The sequence below is a fragment of the Staphylococcus sp. MSU001 genome (genome assembly GCF_052976705.1).
The window spans coordinates 92184-112961 of the sequence record NZ_JBRIKK010000004.1; the positions used below are offsets into that span (position 1 = coordinate 92184).

Consider the following 20778-nt stretch of genomic DNA (forward strand, 5'->3'; position numbering starts at 1 on the left):
CATACACCTCATTAATTAATCTTTATCATGCACCAATCTAAAATATCATAATAATTTTAAGATTTTGTAAATATAATAGAAACCTTACCTTTTAAAATTTTCTCAATATGCTTTTTCTGACGATTTGCTTGGTATTCTTCTGCAATAGGTGATCCTTTGTAATAAACTATTAAATCGTATTTGTCATCTTTCTTTGCTTTTAGTTTAACTTCCTCTACAAAGCTAGTATGTGAGATATTTAAGGTGTTTGCAAATTTAATAATCCCTCCTAAAGCTTGTATTGTATCTATTTCTTTACTACTAAACCACTTTGTTTCTTTGCAATAAAATTTAAGTAAAGATTTGTTTTTAAAACTAGCTAACAAAGCTAATTTCACACGATCTTTATGTGAAAAGCCGTTAATCATTGAATTTGCGATTAAGTAATACGTATGTGGTGAACTTGAGTCTGAATCAATGAAACTACCTAGGTAATAGATGTAGGCACCTTCAATAAATAATTCTTTTTCTATTTCCGAAATATTAAGTGATCGTTCACTTATAATTTGATTCAATAAGGATTCAGCTAATTTCACACGACGATTAGCACTCGTTTCTTCAATATGATATTCGTTAGCTAAATGACGTAATGCATCTTTACGTACGTGACTTTTATTAAACTCATCAGGATATCGTTTGCTGATGTGGTTCATAATAAATCCTTCACGAATCCCTTTTCTTGAGAAGGTGAATTGTGTGGCGTCAATTTTTTTGAAAAGCGTTTTAAAGACGGAAATTGCCGGCAGAATAATATCGACGCGGTCGCGACTTAAACCGTCTAGATTTGTTAGTTCATCGCGAGAACTTTTACGGATTAAATCATAAACATTGTTAATATCTTTCGAAGTCATCGTATAGTTATGAACGCCACCGATAGGGTATGCATGTGCTGATTGATGAATGCGTGCAACATTACGTGCAGAACCACCTACTCCTACAAGCGCAATATGTTGATTGGATAGCCAGTCTAACTGACTAAATTGCTCACATAAAAACTGTTCCATATTTTTAATGGCTGTTTTGTCATTATGTTCTTTATCACCAAAAAACTGACGCTTAAGTGATACCACGCCGAATGGAAAGCTGTGAGACTCTTTAAGTTGCTTATCTTTGAAAAGGGTAACTTCGGTAGAACCGCCACCGATATCGACAGAAATTCCATTTTCAATATCGGTAGTATGTGTAATCGCATAGTAACCGTAAAATGCTTCATCTTCTTCAGGTACAATTTGAATTTCGATATGAATATCTTGTTTAATTTCTTTAATGATAGCTTCACGATTTTTAGATTGACGAATAGCAGCTGTTGCGATGGGATATAATGCATCAACGTTAAATTTATCTGCAACTTTTCTAAAACTGCTTAATGTCTCTTTTAAAACATGAATACCTTCATCATTCATTTCATTGGACTTTGTGAGATATTGACTTAATCGTGCAGGTGTTTTTATATTCAGTATTTCATTGAGTCCAGTTTTTTTATTGTAGCCAAATATAACAAGTCGAATCGTGTTGGAACCAATGTCTATCAAACCAATTCTTTCTTCCATGTGTGCCTCCTATTATTCAAACAATGCGTTTAAAATAATCCCTATTTAATTTTATTGTACATGATATAGATAAATTGAAAAGAACTTACAGTTAATTTTTCTGAAATATTTAAGATGATTGATTAGTAATTATAATTTTTAAAAATATAATTTTAGTAAAAAGAAAAGTATATAAGTGTATAACTTAACTCAGCTATTTATTTTTTTCGTGTGTCTTATTTTTATCACTGTTTAAGTTGATTCACATCGTGGAAAAATTAAACTAACATGATACTTAATTGTATTAAGTATGTACAAGTGATAGGAGAGTGACTTTGGATGGAACGTTTAGAAAACAAAATCGCAGTGATTACTGGTGCGAGTACTGGTATTGGGAAAGCATCAGCCGTGGCGTTAGCAAAAGAAGGCGCACATGTGTTAGCGCTTGATATATCAGATCAATTAGAAGAAACTGTACAGTCTATTAATGATAATGGTGGGAAAGCAACTGCATATCGCGTAGATATTTCAGATGATAAACAAGTCAAACAATTCTCAGAAAAAATAGCACAAGACTTTGGACATGTAGATGTTATTTTTAATAATGCGGGTGTAGATAATGGCGCCGGACGTATTCATGAGTATCCAGTTGAAGTGTTTGATAAAATTATGGCTGTTGATATGAGAGGAACGTTTTTAGTAACTAAATTTTTATTACCTTTAATGATGAAACAAGGTGGTTCTATTATTAATACAGCTTCATTCTCTGGACAAGCTGCCGATTTATACCGTTCAGGGTATAATGCTGCAAAGGGTGGTGTCATTAATTTCACAAAATCTATCGCTATAGAATATGGACGTGAAAATATTCGTGCTAATGCCATAGCACCTGGAACAATCGAAACACCACTTGTTGATAATTTAGCAGGTACATCAGATGAAGAGGCCGGACAAACATTCCGAGAAAATCAAAAATGGGTAACACCATTAGGTCGACTAGGAACACCGGATGAAGTCGGGAAACTTGTAGCATTTTTAGCTTCTGATGATAGTTCATTTATAACTGGTGAAACTATTCGTATCGATGGTGGCGTGATGGCTTATACATGGCCTGGAGAAATGTTAAGTGATGAAAGTTGGAAAAACTCTACTAAATAAAATTATTGAAAATAAAGCATGCCTAAGACATCATTTCTTGTCTCAGGCATGTTTTAATATATTGTCGGGCAATCACCGAAATAAGGTTTATTTTTATTGAAGCATTTTAACAAATTTAATTTTTGTTATTGAGATGTGGCAGTAAATTCTAATATGAATGTTAACTTAATTCATTTGTGCTCTGGTAATGATTATTCTGAGCAGATTTCACACAATTTATACTGTGCATCAGCCCAACTTGATAAGTGAGTATAACCTTTTAATTCTTTAGTATTTATTTTAATGGTAATGTTTTCATCATTATTGAGTGTCTTACCACATTTTGAACAAGTCATAGCTCCAAATATAGTCTTTTTAGCTTTATTACCAGTAGAAAACATGATATACCTCCTTCATTTACCACATAAGTGCTTGATAACTGTCATCATTTAATGAGCGAACAATCTCAGTAATTAAGCGCACTGAATTTGTATAATCATCAATGTTGAGCACTGATACATTAGAGTGCATGTATCTTAATGGCACGCCGATTGTAATTGTTGGGATACCTTCATTGGCTACATGAATGCTACCTGCATCTGTACCACCACCAGGTGTTGTTGCCCACTGTACAGGAATATTATGATGCTCAGCAACATCTTTAATATGTTTGCGCAAACCATCGTGAGCGATACTAGTGGCATCCATCAATATTGCTAACGGGCCATCACCCAACTTACCTTCATTTTTTTCACTCGTCATACCTGGAACATCGTATGCAACCCCGACGTCCACAGCGATTGCTAAATCAGGTTTAATCAAATTTGCTGCAACTTTAGCACCACGTAAACCTACTTCCTCTTGTACAGTTGCACCGGCATATAGATTGATATCTATGTTTTCATCTTTAAGTTGTTGAAGTACATCAACAGCAAGTGCGCATCCATATCGATTATCGAACGCTTTAGCTGTTAAGTATTTATCATTGGCTAGCGATTCGAATTCGCTATAAGGTGTAATCATATTACCTAATTCAATTCCTGCTTCTTTCGCTTCTTCTTTACTACCTACACCAATATCGATATACATATTTTTAATATCAACAGGCTTCTTACGCTCTTCTGATGAGAGGGCATGTGGTGGTTTAGAACCAATAATTCCACGTATCTCTTTACCATTTTCAGTAGTAATCGTCACTTTTTGAGATAACATGACTTGATTCCACCAGCCACCAATGGGCGTGAAATAAATGTATCCTTGTTCATCAATTTGTGTAACGATAAAGCCAATTTCATCTAAATGACCGGAAATCATTAAAGATTTAGTTCCATGAGTAGCATTCTTTTTACCAAAAATACCTCCTAATCGGTCTTCAACAATCTCGTCGCTGACAGGTGTTAAATAATCTTTCATCAATGATTTAACTTGCATTTCATGTCCAGAAATGCCATTAACATCTGTCAAAGATTTAAGTAATGCTTTAGATTCTGGCATAGTCATTCCTCCATTAATAAGTCTTTAAAAGTAGTATAACATTCTAAATAGTGAAATTCTGAATCCCATGTTTATAGATGTTTAAATTTTCAAAATAAAAAGATATTTATCTTCATATAAGTAACATATTCAAATTAAAGATGATATAATTAACATGATTAAAGATGAGAGAAGGCGACTACTATGAAAAAAGTCATATCGCTTTTAGTAGTAATAGTGATAAGTGCTGTATCTCTTTCAGCATGTGGGAAGGAACGCACAAAAACTTATGAAGGCGAAGTCAACGGAAAGCAAGTGATTACATCTTTGACATACAAAGATGATGAAGTTCTCAAACAATCTACTATAGCAACAGTTAAATATGATGATTTAGGCATTACTAAAGATGAAGCGAAACAAATGTTTAAAAATGATGAGCAAGCCTTTAAAGGGATAGAAGGTGTCACATATAAAGCTGATTTTAAAGATCGAAAGGCCATCGAACATATCGATATTGATTATAAAGATGCGGATATCGATCAGCTTAAGAAAAATTTAGGTTTCATATCATCCGATGCCAAAAAAGGTGACCATGTGAGTATGGATAGGGTTGTTAAACAACTCAAACGTAATGGTTTAAAAGATAAAAGTAAAATGAATGAAGATAATTAAATTGAAAAGGAGTGAGACAGCATTCTGTCTCGCTCCTTTTCGATGTTGTGATTTAAGAAATTAATTTAAGTTTATAATCCTGAATGGACGTTGTAGTGCCATCTAATTGTCTATAGATAATATGATCGGAAGTAATCTCCGTTGGACTATGAACGCCTACAGCTGCAGCGATGTTAAATAATCCTTCATGCAAACTTGTAACATAATTTGTAACACGGTATTGTTTTTCATCAACAATAAGTCCTTTTTCTTTTTTAGGATCGGTTGTTGCTACTCCGACTGGGCATGTATTTAAATGACATTGTTGGCTCATGATGCATCCTACACTTATCATCATCCCTCTAGCAATATTGACGAGATCTGCACCTAATCCTAATGCAATTGCGATTTTATCTGGAGTCACTAATTTGCCAGACGCAAAAATTTTAACTTTATCTCTTATACCATACTTTTCTAACATACTTGAAACGATAGGAAGTGCTGTAAATAATGGTAAACCTACACCATCTTCAAGCTCTTGGAAAGTAGCGCCTGTACCACCTTCGCCACCGTCAACAGTAATAAAGCTTGGGTATGTATCCATGTTTACCATTGTTTTAACTAACGTCTCTATTTCTTCAACTTTACTAACAACAATTTTACAGCCTACCGGTTTTTGACCTATTGATTGTAATTGATTAACGAAATTCAGTAAATCTGTTGGATTTTTAATAAAATCAAAACGATTAGGTGAATTAATAGTTTCATATGGTTTCACATTTCTAATGCGTGCAATCTCTTCTGTGACTTTGTTGCCTTCCATATGTCCACCACGTGTTTTAGCGCCTTGTGCTAACTTGATTTCAAATGCACGTACATTGTCGTGTTCGGCAAGATTGATAAACATATCTTTATTAAAATTACCATCATGATCTCTAACACCAAAGAGTCCCGGACCTATTTGATAAATGATGTCGCCATTGCCTTTTAAATGATATTCAGATAGTCCGCCTTCACCAGTATTCATCCAAGTACCAGCTTTAGCTAATCCTTTTGACAGTGCAGTAATTGCATTTTTACCTAAAGCGCCATAACTCATCCCAGATTGACCAACTAATCGTTTAATTTTAAAGGGATGTTTAAGGTTAGAGCCTAATATGACTGCATGTTCATCAGTTAAGAAAAACGGATCAACCTGAGCGCTTTTTCTGTGTTCTTCTCTACTAAATAGGCGCTCATTCTCAATATGATATAAGAATGTAGAAATGAATTCAGTATGATCGATATGTAATTCAGTTGCTTGAAGTGGGAACATCGTATTCTGAATATAAAACCCTTCTTCATAATCCTTACCTGTACCGAAACTAGTCATTCGTGATTTATATTTTCCAGCTAAAACAATATTTTTATAATCACTTCGTGAAAAAGGTTTTCCTTCATTATCGTTTGCGAAGAAATATTGTCTTAATTCGGGACCGATTTTTTCAGAAATATAACGTATTCGACCCAAAACAGGAAAATTTCTTAGTACACTGTGTTGATTTTGACCTTTGTCTTTAAATAACCAAATAACCCCAAGAATCATAATCGTTAATAACACAATCATGATGATAATATTGACTATGAATTGCATGACAGTTAAAACTGACATAAACAATACCCCCTAAAAACGTTTTCAATATTATGATACAACACTGTATGCGTTTTACAATGAAAGTCTAATAGAAAAACATTAAAATTATTGTGCGGCTGTATTAAGATAAAAATATATGTTTTATGCGAGAAGAGGGACAACATGGATATTAAACAATCTTCAGAGAAACAAGGTCGACCGTATCATTTATCAGACAGTGGGACAGTTTTAAAAAGAAATTTTATATTAATACCAGCTTATATTTTATTACAAAGTATCGTACCAATCATTGTTGTTTTCGGCTCATTAGGGATTACTGCAATGATAACACAACAAGCACCACCACAATGGTTGTATCATTTTTCATTGAGTTTAAGTTTTGTGATTGCTCAAGGTCTAATATTAGTTATCTTTTATAAAATGCATCAATCTGTAATAAATGATGTGATGAAGCAACAATGGATAGTTGCAAAGAATAAAATAATTAAAATTGTAATAGTTGCGATTGTCGTATATTTATTATTACTTATAGTTCGGGTGATTGGAACAGCATTACCTTATCATTTAAGTTATTATCTCACGCAATACGAACAACGTACATTAGGACTATTTAAATCACCTTATGTGTTGTTAGTTACTTTTATATCCATGGTATTCTTACGTCCAATGGTAGAACAAATCATTTATAGATATCTCATCATCCATGAATTAGGAAAAGTATGGAATAGACAATTTGTAATTGGTTTGTCTATTGTTATTGAAACGATCGTACATGTTTACGACATGGCATCGATTTTTGAAATTCTTCCATATATCGTTATTGCTTCAGCAGCTACAATACTATATATTAAATCGCGGGATAATTTAATTGTCACTTATATATTTCAAGTGATTTTGCAATGTATCCTTTTTATAGAAATTTTAAGTAAGTATACCAACTTTTAAGAAGAAAAGTTCGAAATAGGAGTTTATTATGTCAAAGGAAGTACAACATTGTTATTGTCAAACTCAAACTACCGTTGAGGGAACATTTAAATTAAAGAAAATAGTCAAAAGGGATTTTTTGCTTGTTCCTCTATATATTTTGGCAATTTTTATTTTACCAGATTTGTTCGCTAATATTACAACGTGGATATTAGCTATAGTTAATGGTTATTTATCTGAAGATTATTTAAATAGCTTTTATAATGATGCAAGTACTGTATATGCGTTTGTCGGAGAGGCAATTGTTATTCTTATTTTTTATTTATTACATAAAAGTACGATGATAACGACTGCAATGACTAAAATTAAAGAATTAAAAAAATATATACCTTTACTTATTATTTGTGCGTTAAGTACAGAGATTTTTACAAGTCTTTGGGAATATTCAATTGATTTTTTACCTGAACAGTATCAATATTATGAGACAGTTAATGAAGAGGGAATTGAAGAGTTATTTACACATACGTGGATAACACCCATACTATTTATAGATATTGTTATTTTTACACCAATCATTGAAGAACTTTTATTTCGTCATTTAATCATTCATGAACTAGGTAAAAAATTAACTTATGGTTTGATGTATATTGTGTCAGTAGTGGGATTTACATATTTTCATTGTACCGATGCAGTTTCACCATTTGAAGCAGGACCTTACTTTATTGCAGCAGTCGTATTTGTTATAGGTTACCATTTTAGCCACCGTAATTTAGCAGTACCAATTGCTTTGCATATGATTACAAATTTAATAGCATTTTGAACAGTGCTTCTACTTATACGATTGCGTTTAAGTAAACTATTACTTCATATTAGAACCCAACACTCTCAAATAAACTAGTTCAGATAATAATTATTCTAGTGGTAGAAATTTAGCAGTTGCTATACTAATGCATATGATTTTAAGTGTGGTTGCATTTATAAGTGTATATACATCTATAATATAAGTGAGTGATTGAGTACTATAATTTAACAGGTACAAACTTAAATTTAATAATAATAAAATAGTCAAAATAGGGAATAGAGTTTAGTAATGTCGATATAAGGATGTGTTTAAATTGCTACTTAAGGTTGAACATCTTACATACAAGGTTGATAATCGTACGATCTTAGATGATATTAATTTGAATATTAATAAAGGAGACACGATTGCTATCGTAGGTCCTTCTGGAAGCGGTAAGAGTACTTTACTCAAACAATTGAATCATTTAATTAGTCCTACGAGTGGAGATTTATATTTGAATGATCAATCTTACTTTGATTATAAGCCGGAAGAGATAAGAACACGTGTGAGTTATTTAATGCAACAAAGTGAGTTAATTGGTTATACAATTGAAGATAATATGAAATTTCCTGCTGAGGCTAGAAATGAAGCTTATGACCGTGATAAAGCGAAACAGCTCATCTCTCAAGTGGGACTAGGTAATTATCAGTTAGATGCTCAAATTGAGCACATGTCTGGGGGAGAGCAACAACGTATTACCATCGCACGACAACTCATGTATGAACCTGAAGTTTTATTATTGGACGAAGCTACTAGCGCTTTAGATACATATAATAAAAAGAAAATTGAAGAAATTATATTTAAACTAGCGGATAAAGGGATTGCCATTTTGTGGATTACGCATAGTGATGACCAAAGTATGCGTCATTTTAAGCGTAGAATCACAATTACTGACGGTAAGATATCGAGTGATGAGGAGTTGAATGGTAATGAGTAATACAGCACTTTGTCTGACAGCACTTTTATTACTAATCCCTATCTTTATTTCTTATAAAGAAGGATTACATATTATCAAAGATTTAGTTATTGCTACAATTAGAGCAACCATACAATTATTGATTTTAGGTTTTTTATTACATTATATTTTCGAAATTAATGAAAAATGGTTATTAGTGCTTTGTGTGTTAGTCATTATTATTAATGCATCTTGGAATACAATAAGTCGTGCTTCACCTGTCATGCATCATGTCTTTTGGATATCATTTGTGGCTATATTTGTGGGAACAGCACTACCATTGGCGGCAACTGTTGCTACAGGTGCAATTAAATTTACAGCGAATGAAGTGATTCCAATTGGAGGTATGTTAGCTAATAATGGTTTAATCGCGATTAATCTCGCTTATCAGAATTTAGAAAGAGCATTTGTTCAAGATGTTTCTGATATTGAATCCAAACTTACGTTAGCAGCGACACCTAAGCTCGCATCAAAATCATCTATTAGAGAAAGTATACGCTTAGCGATTGTTCCTACAATTGATTCTGTAAAAACATATGGTTTAGTTTCAATTCCAGGTATGATGACGGGATTGATTATCGGAGGCGTTGACCCACTTCAAGCAATTAAATTTCAATTGCTTGTCGTGTTTATTCATACAACAGCGACGATTATGTCTGCGCTCATTGCAACGTATATGAGTTACGGCCAGTTCTTTAATGCTCGTCATCAACTCATTGCTAGAACGCAACGCACAAGACAAAGTAGTTAAATATCGTTGTTAATCTACACAGTACAGCTTTAAATATTATATAATAAAACAGTTATAAACAATGATAAGTTTGTAGCTGTTTTATTTTAGTCAAAATCAATAGTTACGTCATTACTTTGAAAGGGGCATCTAGATATTATGACTGTCGCACGCACAACAACATTTATATTAAGTGTTTTTATCGTAGGTATGGTTGAGATGATGGTTGCAGGTATTATGAATTTAATGAGTCAAGATCTTCATGTTTCTGAAGCGGTGGTTGGGCAACTGGTGACGTTGTACGCGCTTACCTTTGCGATATGTGGTCCGTTATTAGTGAAATTGACTCATCGGTTTGCTTCGCGATCAGTATTATTATGGACGTTAATTATCTTTATCTTCGGGAATGGTATGATTGCCATTGCGCCTCATTTTGCAATAATAGTTGTAGGACGTATTTTATCTTCTGCCGCAGCTTCACTCATTATTGTGAAAGTTTTAGCACTCACGGCGATGCTCACATCAGCAAAAAACAGAGGTAAAATGATTGGTATTGTTTATACAGGTTTTAGTGGGGCGAATGTCTTTGGTGTTCCCATCGGTACAGTGATTGGCGACTGGGTAGGATGGCGATTTACATTTTTATTTATTATTATTGTAAGTGTATTTGTTGGTGTTTTGATGTTAATATATCTACCAAAAGAAGATGAATTATCACATCCAAATCAAACACGTCGTTCAGCTAGTAGTGAATCACAAACTGGCTCAAGCGTCATAAGACCTCGAGAGGTTATTAAATATCTGATGATTACATTTTTAGTGCTGGTTGCTAATTCTGTAACATTCGTGTTTATTAATCCATTAATTTTATCAAATGGACATGAGATGTCTTTTGTCTCTTTAGCACTGCTTGTTAATGGTGTAGCAGGTGTGATTGGTACTTCATTAGGCGGTGTTTTATCTGATAAGTTTACTAGTAAGCGTTGGTTAATAATTTCGATTTCAATATTTATAATAATGATGATAATTCTTAACTTATTATTACCAGGAACAGGATTATTATTAGTCGGCTTATTTATGTGGAATTTAATGCAGTGGAGTACAAATCCAGCTATTCAAAGCGGTATTATTGAACACGTCGAAGGTGATACAAGCCAAGTGATGAGTTGGAATATGTCGAGTCTCAATGCCGGTATTGGCGTTGGCGGAATCGTAGGTGGACTCGTTATGACACATTTATCAGTGGAATATGTTACTTATACTAGTGCATTGATAGGTTTAATTAGTCTTATCATTGTATTCACTTTAAAAAATAGACACTATGCTAAAAATTTATGACTGGAAAAGGTTTGCACGATAGCATATAGAAGTATCTTTATGGTATTAGATTCGTGTATGTTATCAGTGCCTTTTCCAGTCTTTATTTATAGATATGTAACGCTTGATGTTGAGGTTCATAACATTTCCATGGCATCCTACCTTTTCGGGCAAAATAAGCTAAGTCAGATATCATGTTACGACTTAAATTCATATCATGTTGGGTTACAGAATAATGATTTTTAGTCAAAATAGAGAGGTGACCAAACCAAAATATTAAATCCAATATATGATATGCACTTTTAAAGTAGGAGGTATGGGGTTGATGCCAATCAAAACGTGCTAGCCAAGTGTCGCAACTATTCATTTGATTTAAAAATAGATAAGTCGGACGAACAAAACAATACTCTGTTATTAAATTTCTTTGTTGTTTCATTGTGATGACATCAATTTTTTCGACGTGTGCACCATATTGAGTCATCAAGTGAATAAAACGTTCAGAAGGTAAGGTGCGTGTTGCGTCTTCAATATAAATATCACCTTCATCGTGTGTATAACTCATGAATGTCGGCTTGGAGAATTTTTTAATGGATCGTGACATATGATGATCTTTAATAGGTTGATAAATCAAATCAAGTCCACGAGATCTTCCGCGCTCTATTTTTTGAGACTCCATTAGATATAAAATGTCATCACTGGTAAGTGTCTTAAGTGTTTTATTAGGAAAATAATGTCTCATGAGTTGTGAAAAATGTTGTACTTTAGTATGTGCATTGAGTGGTGTATCAGTTGTTAACGTTCCACTTAATAACATTAATTTATGATAATAATCATCAAGTTCGGGCATTTGCATTAATGTCATGATACTCATACTACCCGCAGATTGACCTATTAGTGTCACGTTATTTGGATCACCGCCAAAATGTTCGATATATTGATGTACCCATTTTAAAACGTTAATTTGATCAGAAATCCCATTATTATAGTTCAAATGTTGATTAAAATAAGACCAATCTAGGTAGCCGAGTGCACCTAAGCGATAATTAAAAGTAACTACTATTATATTTTCTTGTTCTACTATGTGTTCAGGACAATATAGTTCAGCTGTACCATGTCCTTGAAGAAAACTACCACCATAAAAGTAAATCACTACAGGTAAATGATTTTGATTGGATGATGGTTTCCAAATATTTAAAAACAGGCAATAATCATTTTGTTTAAAAGAATTAAACGATGAATCTGTCGTCGAAAAAAAGTCTTCAAGTAAATTGTAGGGTTGTGGTGGGATGGATTGAATATGAGTTGCATCAATCATTGGTTTGCTTAGTTCCATAAGCTTTGAATGTTGGAATCGAGATATCTTATTGAATGGTTTGGCATACGGGATACCTAAGAATACATCAATATTCTTTTTGTGTAAGCCATTGATGGTACAGTTACCTATCTTGACTTGAACCATGTTTGAACACACCTTTACATATAAAGTCGTAGCTTAACTATAACATGAAAAATAATATTTAGATGAAATGTGACCAAGTAACAAAGTGAAAAGAACTGTTGATGATTGACTTGAATAATGTGTTAAAAAATTAAATTTACAAACGAAGTAAAAATGATATTAAGTGTATAACTGAATATTTAACGAATGATATCAGATAGAATTATATAAACTTTTGAATTTAATTCATATTTACTGGTATATTAAAAAGCTTGAGACAATGATGATAGTCCCAAGCTTTTATTATAAATATTTTATGTTCTATAAGCTGTCGTCTTATTGATTTTGTTGTTCTTGTCTATCGCGTTCTTTCCAATCTTTATGACGCGCTTTTTTTCGTGTTTTACGCAATTTGTCGCCCATTTTTTTATTCAACTTGTTTGCACGTTTGAAATAAATACTTTCAAAGTAACTTGTCGTACCAAGTTGATAGAAGATTAATGCAACGATTACGATGACTAAGAAATCCCATGGATAGTGAATCCAATTTAAGCCTTTGAACTCTTTACTTCCAATAAATGATAAGAATGCGAGAACAATAAGGTAGATAATAATCCATAAGCTTCCGCCAATTTGTTTTTTAGTATTCTTCCAATTCATTTTATATTCATAGAAGAAATAAATAGGTAAACCTAAAATAATAATTAAAATAACTTCTGCTGTCGTTGGCCACATTGCCCAATAGATAGCTAATGATGCTAAAACAAAGGATAAAGGTGCCATAAATTTTAAAATATTAGCTTTGAATGGACGAGTCATTTTTGGAGCCATTTTACGTAATGAAATAACCGTTGTTGGACCAGTTAAATATGCAACTAATGTTGCAGTAGAAATAACTGCAGCTAGTGTACCCCAGTCGCGGAACAATGTCACCATAATCATACTGATAATTGCATTAAATGCAATGGCAACACGTGGGATATTATACTTTTTATTGATTTTACCTAAGAATTTAGGAATATGCCCATTTTCTTCCATAGCGCGTAACACACGTCCAGTAACGGCAACAAAAGAAACTCCAGTACCAAACGGTGACACAACTGCTTCCATATAAAGTAATATTGCTAACCAGTTAAGACCTAATAAAATTGCCATATCTGCAAATGGTGAATTGAAATTGATACCGCTCCATCCATGTTCATGCAACATCGAACTTGGCATTGATGTAATGAACGTACTTTGTAAAACAATATATAATATAGCACTTAATGTAAGTGAAATAACAATCCCACGTGCGATGTTTTTCTCTGGATTCTTAATCTCTGATCCCATGTTAATAATTGTCTGGAATGCATTAAATGAGAAGATAATTCCAGATGTTGTTGTTGCAGCAAAAATAGGTGCACTTCCGTATGGCATAAATGTACCGATAGAGTGTCCATAATTACCTGTATCAAAACCGGAAACCATTAACATAATTATGGTTAAAATAGGGACACCTAATTTGAATACGGAAATTAAACTTGTAAATGATGTTAATAATTTTACTGACCAATAGTTTAATAATGAAAAGATTGCAATAATGATGTAAACAGCGATCAAACCGTAAGTACTGATTGAGCCATCCTTCATTAAAGATCCCATTGGTTTAGCCCAATCCCATGGCCAAGAACTCATATATTGAACAGCAGACACAGCTTCAATAGGGATAATTGTTACTAATGATACCCAGTTCGCCCAAGCTGCAATAAAACCAAGTAATGAGCCGTGAGTATACTGTGCGTAGTTACTCATACCGCCTGATTGAGGGAACATAGTTCCTATCTCAATATAGTTATAGGCAATCGTTCCAATTACTAAGAAACCGATAACCCAGGAAATGATGGCGGCTGGACCGGCCATTGAAGATGCCTCCCACGCTCCAAATAACCAACCTGATCCTATTAATGAACCAAGACCAAGGAGGACAAGTTGAGAAAGGCTTATCTTATTACTTTTTGATTTGTTTTTATTTTTCATAAATACTCCTTTATATATGTTGAATAATCAACAAAAATATTACGCTATAATTATACGCTAGTTAAAACATTAGTCAAACTAAATTTTTGTAATAATACAATTAATATTGTTTAATTAAATATGAATAAATAACAAATATATAATATGAGAAGGTAATGTTAATTAAAAGAGGTGTAGTAATGAATGAATAAACAAAAAAATGAGCAAGTTGATCAATTTTTAGCTAAAGAAAGCCAATGGCAAGATTGTTATAAATTTTTGAGAAATTTAATTTTTAATGAAACTGAACTTGAAGAAAATTATAAATGGATGCATCCTTGTTATACGATAAACAATAAAAATGTTGTGCTAATACATGGATTTAAAGATTATGTAGCGTTGCTTTTTCAAAAAGGAGCAATACTTGAAGATAAGTATCATACATTGATTCAACAAACTGAAAGAGTACAGGCAGCACGACAATTACGTTTTAACAGTTTAGAAGAAATAGAAAAGCGTAAAGATGAAATAAAATACTACTTGAATGAAGCAATTAAAACTGAAAAAGCTGGTAAAAATGTACCAATGAAAAAGAATGAAGATTATGAAGTACCTGAGGAGCTACAACAAAAATTTGAAGAGTTCCCCCGTTTAAAAGAAGCATTTTATCAATTAACGCCAGGACGTCAACATCAATATCTATATTATTTTTCACAGGCTAAACGTAGTCAGACGCGATATAATCGTATTGATAAATATATGAACGCTATACTACAAGGTAAGGGCATGAACGATAAATAGATATACAAAAAGGTTGGGATTACCCAACCTTTCGTATAAAATGAATGATATTCTGTTTAGAATTATTTTTGGTCTCCATTTAAACGCACTAAAATTTTAGCTTGAGATTTATCGTTTACAAGTTGATTGAAGCCACTTTCAACAATATTCTCTAATTCAATTTGATCTGTTACGACATCTTTAACATTTAAGCTACCATTAGCGATTAAATCTATTGTTTGTTGGAATGTAGTTGGTGTATAAGCAATTGTAGTTGTTAATTTGACACCTTTATTCATTTGTAATAATGGATTGAATTCTACGGGATGACCGAAGATTGATACGATGACAGCAGTACCACGTGGACGTGTTACTTCAATAGATTGTTGTAAAGTAATACCTACACCAGCAACTTCAAATGACACATCTACACCGTTGTCAGTGTGTTCATAAACTGTTTGTACTGGATCAACGTTACCTGAGTTATACACGTGAGTCGCACCTACACTTTTAGCTTTCGCTAAACGTTCTTCTGATAAGTCAAAGACAAATATTTTACTTGCACCAGCAGCTTTTGCTGCAACGATAGTTAACAAACCAATTGGCCCAGCGCCAAATACCGCTACAGTATCACCGAATAATAATTCGCCTTCTTTAACTGCTTGGACAGCAACTGCTGTTGGTTCTACAAGAGCACCTTCTCGTGCTGAAACATTATCTGGTAGATGGTAAACATTTGTTTCAGGAGCATTGGTAAACTCGGCAAACGCACCATCAGAACCTAGTCCTATAAATGAATAACCATCATATAAGTCAACATTTTCCGGCTTTTCTCTTCTAGACACTGTTGGATTAACTACCACACGATCCCCTTTTTTAAAACGTGATACGTCTTTACCAACATTTTCTACGACACCAGAAAATTCATGACCTAGAGTCACAGGTGCAGTTTGACCAAGTAGTGGGTCCGGTTGATCAGTTGAAATAAAAATAGGTCCTTCTAAATATTCATGTAAATCTGTACCACAGATACCAGCCCAAGAGACTTTAACTTGAACTTCATTGTCTTTTATTACTTTGGGTTCGCGATCTTCAACGCGTACATCCTTTTGTCCATACCATACTGCTGCTTTCATAATAAAAACCCCTTAAATATAAATTTGACTGCAAAATATGAATATCAGTCTTTAATGTGATGTAATAATTCTTATTACATTTTGAGCATAATACTAAAATGCTCTGTTTTCAAGAGAACACCGACATATAATGTGATATTTTTCACAATATTATAAAAATTAAACTTTTAATTCGTAGATAGTGAATCATTTACATAAACAACCGTAGATTTCTTAATTTATAATTTTTTTAACATAGAAATAATTATAAAAATTCTGTGAAAAGTGTTTATTTTCAACTCATTGGGTATATATTAGTATCTGTCTCTGTTTTCATGTATAGCATATTAATGGTTAATGTTTAAGACTATTAATTTAACGTAAAAATATATAAGCAAAGGCCTTTGTCTTTTGTTTAACTTTAGTCATTATTTGTTTAACAATTGCATCAGAGGTCTTTTTTAGGTCATGGAACAAGACATTCTTTATATAGGAAGGGGAAGACAATTATGTTAAGTATTAAAAACTTAACCAAGATTTATTCAGGGAATAAAAAAGCGGTAGATAATATTTCTTTGGATATTCAATCTGGTGAATTTATCGCTTTTATTGGGACGAGTGGTAGTGGTAAAACAACTGCACTACGCATGATTAATCGTATGATTGAGGCGACAGATGGCCAGATTATGATGAATGGAAAAGATGTCCGTAATATGAATCCTGTTGAATTGCGGAGAAGTATCGGTTATGTCATTCAACAAATTGGTTTGATGCCACATATGACTATTCGAGAAAATATTGTTTTAGTACCTAAACTTTTAAAATGGTCTAAAGAGAAGAAAGATGAAAAAGCTAAAGAACTTATTAAACTGGTAGATTTACCTGAAGAATATTTAGATCGTTATCCAGCTGAATTATCAGGAGGGCAACAACAACGAATTGGTGTTGTACGCGCTTTAGCAGCTGAACAAGATATTATATTAATGGATGAACCTTTCGGTGCATTAGACCCTATTACACGCGATACATTACAAGATTTAGTAAAGGAATTACAACAAAAATTAGGAAAAACATTTATTTTTGTCACTCATGATATGGATGAGGCCATCAAATTAGCAGACAAAATATGTATTATGTCTAAGGGAAAAGTCGTTCAATACGATACACCTGACAATATTTTACGATATCCAGCAAATGACTTTGTTAGAGATTTTATTGGGCAAAATCGCTTGATTCAGGATCGTCCTAATATGAAATCTGTAGAAAGTGCTATGATCAAACCCGTCACTGTTAAAGCAGATGATTCATTGAATGATGCTGTAGATATTATGAGAACACGTCGTGTAGATACTATTTTTGTAGTCAATAATCAAAATAAATTATTAGGATTTTTAGATATTGAAGATATCAATCAAGGATTACGTGCGCGTAAAGAATTAATTGATACCATGCAAAGGGATGTTTACAAAGTACATATCAATTCAAAATTACAAGACTCTGTGCGTACAATTCTAAAACGTAATGTTAGAAATGTACCTGTCGTCGATAATGATGAACATCTCATTGGTTTAATTACGCGTGCAAACTTAGTCGATATTGTGTATGACTCAATTTGGGGCGAAGAAGATTCTGATAGTCATGAGAGCCCAATTGAAAGCTCAGATGAAAATAATCATGATTTACCGCAAAATCAAACTGATGCACGAACAAACGTAAATGAAGATGTGAATGATTATCATGATGCCCAACATAGAGGTGAGGATTAATAATGAAAGCATTCTTACAAGAATACGGTAGCCAACTTTTATCGAAAGCGGTAGAACATTTTTATATTTCTATGTTTGCATTATTGTTAGCGATTGTAGTAGCTGTCCCTTTAGGTATTTTATTATCAAAAACGCAACGCACTGCTAATGTGGTATTAACAGTTGCTGGCGTGCTTCAAACCATTCCTACTTTGGCTGTGCTAGCCATCATGATTCCAATATTTGGAGTAGGAAAAACACCAGCTATTGTTGCATTATTTATCTATGTATTATTACCAATTTTAAATAATACAGTATTAGGTGTTAAAAATATCGATAAAAATGTTATTCAAGCTGGTCAAAGTATGGGAATGACTAAATTTCAATTAATGAAAGATGTTGAGATGCCTTTAGCTTTACCACTTATTATTAGTGGTATTCGTCTATCAAGTGTATACGTCATTAGTTGGGCAACTCTCGCAAGTTATGTAGGTGCGGGTGGACTTGGGGATCTTGTATTTAATGGATTAAATCTCTATCAACCACCTATGATTATTAGTGCAGCGATTGTTGTTACTTTATTAGCATTAGTTATTGACTTTATACTTTCATTAGTTGAAAAATGGGTTGTACCTAAAGGATTAAAAGTATCTAGATAAATGGGAGGAATTGACATTGAAGAAGTATCTTAACTATACACTGATTCTGATTGCATTATCTCTCATCGTGTTATCTGGATGCAGTTTACCAGGCTTAGGTGATGGAAATGCAAAAGATGATGTGAAAATTACAACGACTGAAACAAGTGAAACTAAGATTATAGGTCATATGGAAAAATTATTAATTGAACATGAAACTGATGGAAAAATCAAACCGACGTTGATTGGGAACCTAGGTTCTAGCATTATTCAACATAATGCGTTACAACGAGGAGATGCAAATATGTCAGCTGTACGATACACAGGTACTGAATTGACGAGTGTATTAGCAGCTAAACCTACTAAAGATCCTGAAAAAGCCATGTCTGAAACACAACGCTTATTTAAAAAGAAATATGATGAAAAGTTTTATCATTCACTTGGGTTTGCGAATACATACGCATTCATGGTGACAAAAGAAACGGCTAAAAAGTATCACTTAGAAAAAGTATCAGATTTAGAGAAATATAAAGATGAACTACGTCTTGGAATGGATACCCAATGGATGAACCGTGCAGGTGATGGATATCCAGCTTTTGTTAAAGATTATGGATTTAAATTTGATAGTGCGCGTCCAATGCAAATTGGTTTAGTATATGATGCATTAAAAAATAATAAATTAGATGTAGCAGTTGGGTATTCAACAGATGGACGTATTGCAGCTTATGATTTGAAAATATTGGAAGATGATCGTAAATTCTTCCCGCCTTATGACGGTAGTCCACTTGCAAATGAACAATTAATAAAGGATAATCCAGAAATCGATAAGGCACTAAAAAAATTAGAAGGTAAAATCTCAACAGAAGAAATGCAGAAGTTAAATTATGAAGCGGATGGAAAAGGTAAGGAACCTGCAGTGATAGCTGAAGAATATTTAAAGAAACATCATTACTTTGAAGAAAAGAAAGGTGGTCATAAGTAATGAAAGGTAATTTGTTACATTCAATCATCGAATATTACTCACTGAACTGGGCCTTTCTTCTAGAACTGTTCTTCAAACATCTATTAATGTCGGTATATGGTGTGTTGTTTGCTTGTATAATTGGAATTCCTATTGGTATTTTCATAGCTAAGTATAGACGTTTATCGTGGCCGGTGATTACAATTGCAAATATTATACAAACTGTTCCAGCAATCGCTATGTTGGCCATACTTATGTTGGCTATGGGATTAGGACCAACAACTGTTGTTGTAACTGTATTCCTGTATTCGTTATTACCTATTATTAAAAATACTTATACTGGTATTGTAGAAGTTGATGAAAATATTAAAGATGCTGGTAAAGGTATGGGAATGACGGGGAATCAAATATTAAGAATGATAGAGTTACCATTATCTTTATCTGTTATTATTGGTGGTGTTAGAATTGCACTTGTTGTTGCTATCGGAATAGTAGCGATTGGGTCATTTATCGGTGCTCCAACACTAGGTGATATTATTATTCGTGGTACAAATTCAACAGATGGAACAACATTCATCTTAGCAGGTGCCATACCAATTGCTTTAATAGCAATTATTATAGATATAGGATTACGTTATCTAGAAAAACGTTTAGATCCTACTCGTAAAAACAAAAAAGATTCAATGCAAAAACATCAAGTACAAAAATTACGTTAATAGATATCAATAAACTTAATTAATATAAAAAGCATAGACAGTGACTGAAACAGAGATTATTTTAGTCAACAGTTGCTTATACATTAACAATGCCTGGAACACAAAATAATGTTCCAGGCATTGTTTGTTTAATATATTTAGTTTTCAGGGGTATTTTA

19 protein-coding genes are annotated in these 20778 nt (G+C 33.0%); 12 read left to right on the forward strand and 7 right to left on the reverse strand.

From position 1 onward, the window contains the following. Positions 1–56 precede the first annotated feature (56 nt). Entirely contained in the window at positions 57–1589 is a 1533-nt protein-coding gene (gene ppx / locus ACVBFA_RS03085) for an exopolyphosphatase (RefSeq protein WP_126122624.1), read from the reverse strand. Positions 1590–1907: 318 nt separating this feature from the next. On the opposite strand from ppx, the gene ACVBFA_RS03090 reads away from it, so the two are divergent. Continuing rightward, a complete protein-coding gene (locus tag ACVBFA_RS03090; protein ID WP_002447148.1) occupies positions 1908–2726 on the forward strand; it encodes an SDR family oxidoreductase in 819 nt (272 codons plus the stop codon). A gap of 191 nt (positions 2727–2917) precedes the next feature. Here ACVBFA_RS03090 and ACVBFA_RS03095 read toward each other — a convergent pair whose 3' ends face one another. Together ACVBFA_RS03095 and ACVBFA_RS03100 are read right to left on the reverse strand one after the other, a co-directional pair. Further along, complete coding sequence (locus tag ACVBFA_RS03095; protein WP_002447149.1) at positions 2918–3106, reverse strand: hypothetical protein; 189 nt, start codon at positions 3104–3106, stop codon at positions 2918–2920. A gap of 16 nt (positions 3107–3122) precedes the next feature. Beyond that, positions 3123–4199, reverse strand: coding sequence for a M42 family metallopeptidase (locus tag ACVBFA_RS03100; protein WP_126122623.1), 1077 nt, complete (start codon positions 4197–4199; stop codon positions 3123–3125). 183 nt (positions 4200–4382) lie between these two features. Between ACVBFA_RS03100 and ACVBFA_RS03105 the strand changes: the two genes are divergently transcribed. Beyond that, on the forward strand, positions 4383–4850 hold the full coding sequence (locus ACVBFA_RS03105; protein ID WP_002447151.1) for a YehR family lipoprotein: 468 nt from the start codon (positions 4383–4385) through the stop codon (positions 4848–4850). A gap of 52 nt (positions 4851–4902) precedes the next feature. Here ACVBFA_RS03105 and ACVBFA_RS03110 read toward each other — a convergent pair whose 3' ends face one another. Further along, positions 4903–6480 carry an FMN-binding glutamate synthase family protein gene (locus tag ACVBFA_RS03110; RefSeq protein WP_046044373.1) on the reverse strand — a complete coding sequence of 526 codons (1578 nt, stop codon included), beginning with the start codon at positions 6478–6480 and terminating at the stop codon, positions 4903–4905. Positions 6481–6624: 144 nt separating this feature from the next. Between ACVBFA_RS03110 and lnsB the strand changes: the two genes are divergently transcribed. The 5 genes from lnsB (at position 6625) to ACVBFA_RS03135 (ending at position 11250) form a co-directional block, all read left to right on the forward strand. Further along, positions 6625–7407, forward strand: coding sequence for a CPBP family lipoprotein N-acylation protein LnsB (gene lnsB / locus ACVBFA_RS03115; protein WP_046044374.1), 783 nt, complete (start codon positions 6625–6627; stop codon positions 7405–7407). Positions 7408–7435: 28 nt separating this feature from the next. Further along, positions 7436–8206: a CPBP family intramembrane glutamic endopeptidase gene (locus ACVBFA_RS03120; protein WP_046044375.1), complete on the forward strand. Its 771-nt coding sequence runs from the start codon at positions 7436–7438 to the stop codon at positions 8204–8206. Between the two features lie 295 nt (positions 8207–8501). Then, positions 8502–9164, forward strand: coding sequence for an ABC transporter ATP-binding protein (locus tag ACVBFA_RS03125; RefSeq protein WP_164539699.1), 663 nt, complete (start codon positions 8502–8504; stop codon positions 9162–9164). Next, positions 9157–9933, forward strand: a complete 777-nt coding sequence (locus ACVBFA_RS03130) for an ABC transporter permease (protein ID WP_002458165.1) — start codon at positions 9157–9159, stop codon at positions 9931–9933. Before ACVBFA_RS03125 ends, ACVBFA_RS03130 begins: the two co-directional genes overlap by 8 nt. Before the next feature lie 138 nt (positions 9934–10071). Then, entirely contained in the window at positions 10072–11250 is a 1179-nt protein-coding gene (locus ACVBFA_RS03135) for an MFS transporter (protein WP_046044377.1), read from the forward strand. Between the two features lie 82 nt (positions 11251–11332). Here the strand turns inward: ACVBFA_RS03135 and ACVBFA_RS03140 are convergent, their stop codons facing one another. Continuing rightward, positions 11333–12688 carry a carboxylesterase family protein gene (locus ACVBFA_RS03140; protein WP_447158779.1) on the reverse strand — a complete coding sequence of 452 codons (1356 nt, stop codon included), beginning with the start codon at positions 12686–12688 and terminating at the stop codon, positions 11333–11335. 315 nt (positions 12689–13003) lie between these two features. After that, positions 13004–14686, reverse strand: coding sequence for an APC family permease (locus ACVBFA_RS03145; RefSeq protein ID WP_002499888.1), 1683 nt, complete (start codon positions 14684–14686; stop codon positions 13004–13006). A 183-nt stretch (positions 14687–14869) separates the two neighbouring features. On the opposite strand from ACVBFA_RS03145, the gene ACVBFA_RS03150 reads away from it, so the two are divergent. Then, on the forward strand, positions 14870–15466 hold the full coding sequence (locus ACVBFA_RS03150) for a YdeI/OmpD-associated family protein (RefSeq protein WP_070593088.1): 597 nt from the start codon (positions 14870–14872) through the stop codon (positions 15464–15466). Between the two features lie 62 nt (positions 15467–15528). Here ACVBFA_RS03150 and ACVBFA_RS03155 read toward each other — a convergent pair whose 3' ends face one another. Next, complete coding sequence (locus tag ACVBFA_RS03155; protein ID WP_002447161.1) at positions 15529–16581, reverse strand: 2,3-butanediol dehydrogenase; 1053 nt, start codon at positions 16579–16581, stop codon at positions 15529–15531. A gap of 488 nt (positions 16582–17069) precedes the next feature. On the opposite strand from ACVBFA_RS03155, the gene ACVBFA_RS03160 reads away from it, so the two are divergent. Genes ACVBFA_RS03160 through ACVBFA_RS03175 form a run of 4 tightly spaced genes read left to right on the forward strand, consistent with a single transcriptional unit; the run spans position 17070 to position 20620 of the window. Beyond that, complete coding sequence (locus ACVBFA_RS03160; protein WP_002447162.1) at positions 17070–18326, forward strand: betaine/proline/choline family ABC transporter ATP-binding protein; 1257 nt, start codon at positions 17070–17072, stop codon at positions 18324–18326. A 2-nt stretch (positions 18327–18328) separates the two neighbouring features. Next, complete coding sequence (locus ACVBFA_RS03165) at positions 18329–18964, forward strand: ABC transporter permease (protein WP_001831629.1); 636 nt, start codon at positions 18329–18331, stop codon at positions 18962–18964. Positions 18965–18980: 16 nt separating this feature from the next. After that, positions 18981–19925 (forward strand): osmoprotectant ABC transporter substrate-binding protein, encoded by a 945-nt coding sequence (locus tag ACVBFA_RS03170; protein ID WP_002496295.1) that lies wholly within the window; start codon positions 18981–18983, stop codon positions 19923–19925. Beyond that, the gene (locus tag ACVBFA_RS03175; RefSeq protein WP_002447165.1) at positions 19925–20620 is read left to right on the forward strand and encodes an ABC transporter permease; all 696 of its coding nucleotides are present in this window, start codon (positions 19925–19927) and stop codon (positions 20618–20620) included. The genes ACVBFA_RS03170 and ACVBFA_RS03175 overlap by 1 nt, the downstream gene beginning before the upstream one ends. Positions 20621–20778: the final 158 nt, after the last annotated feature.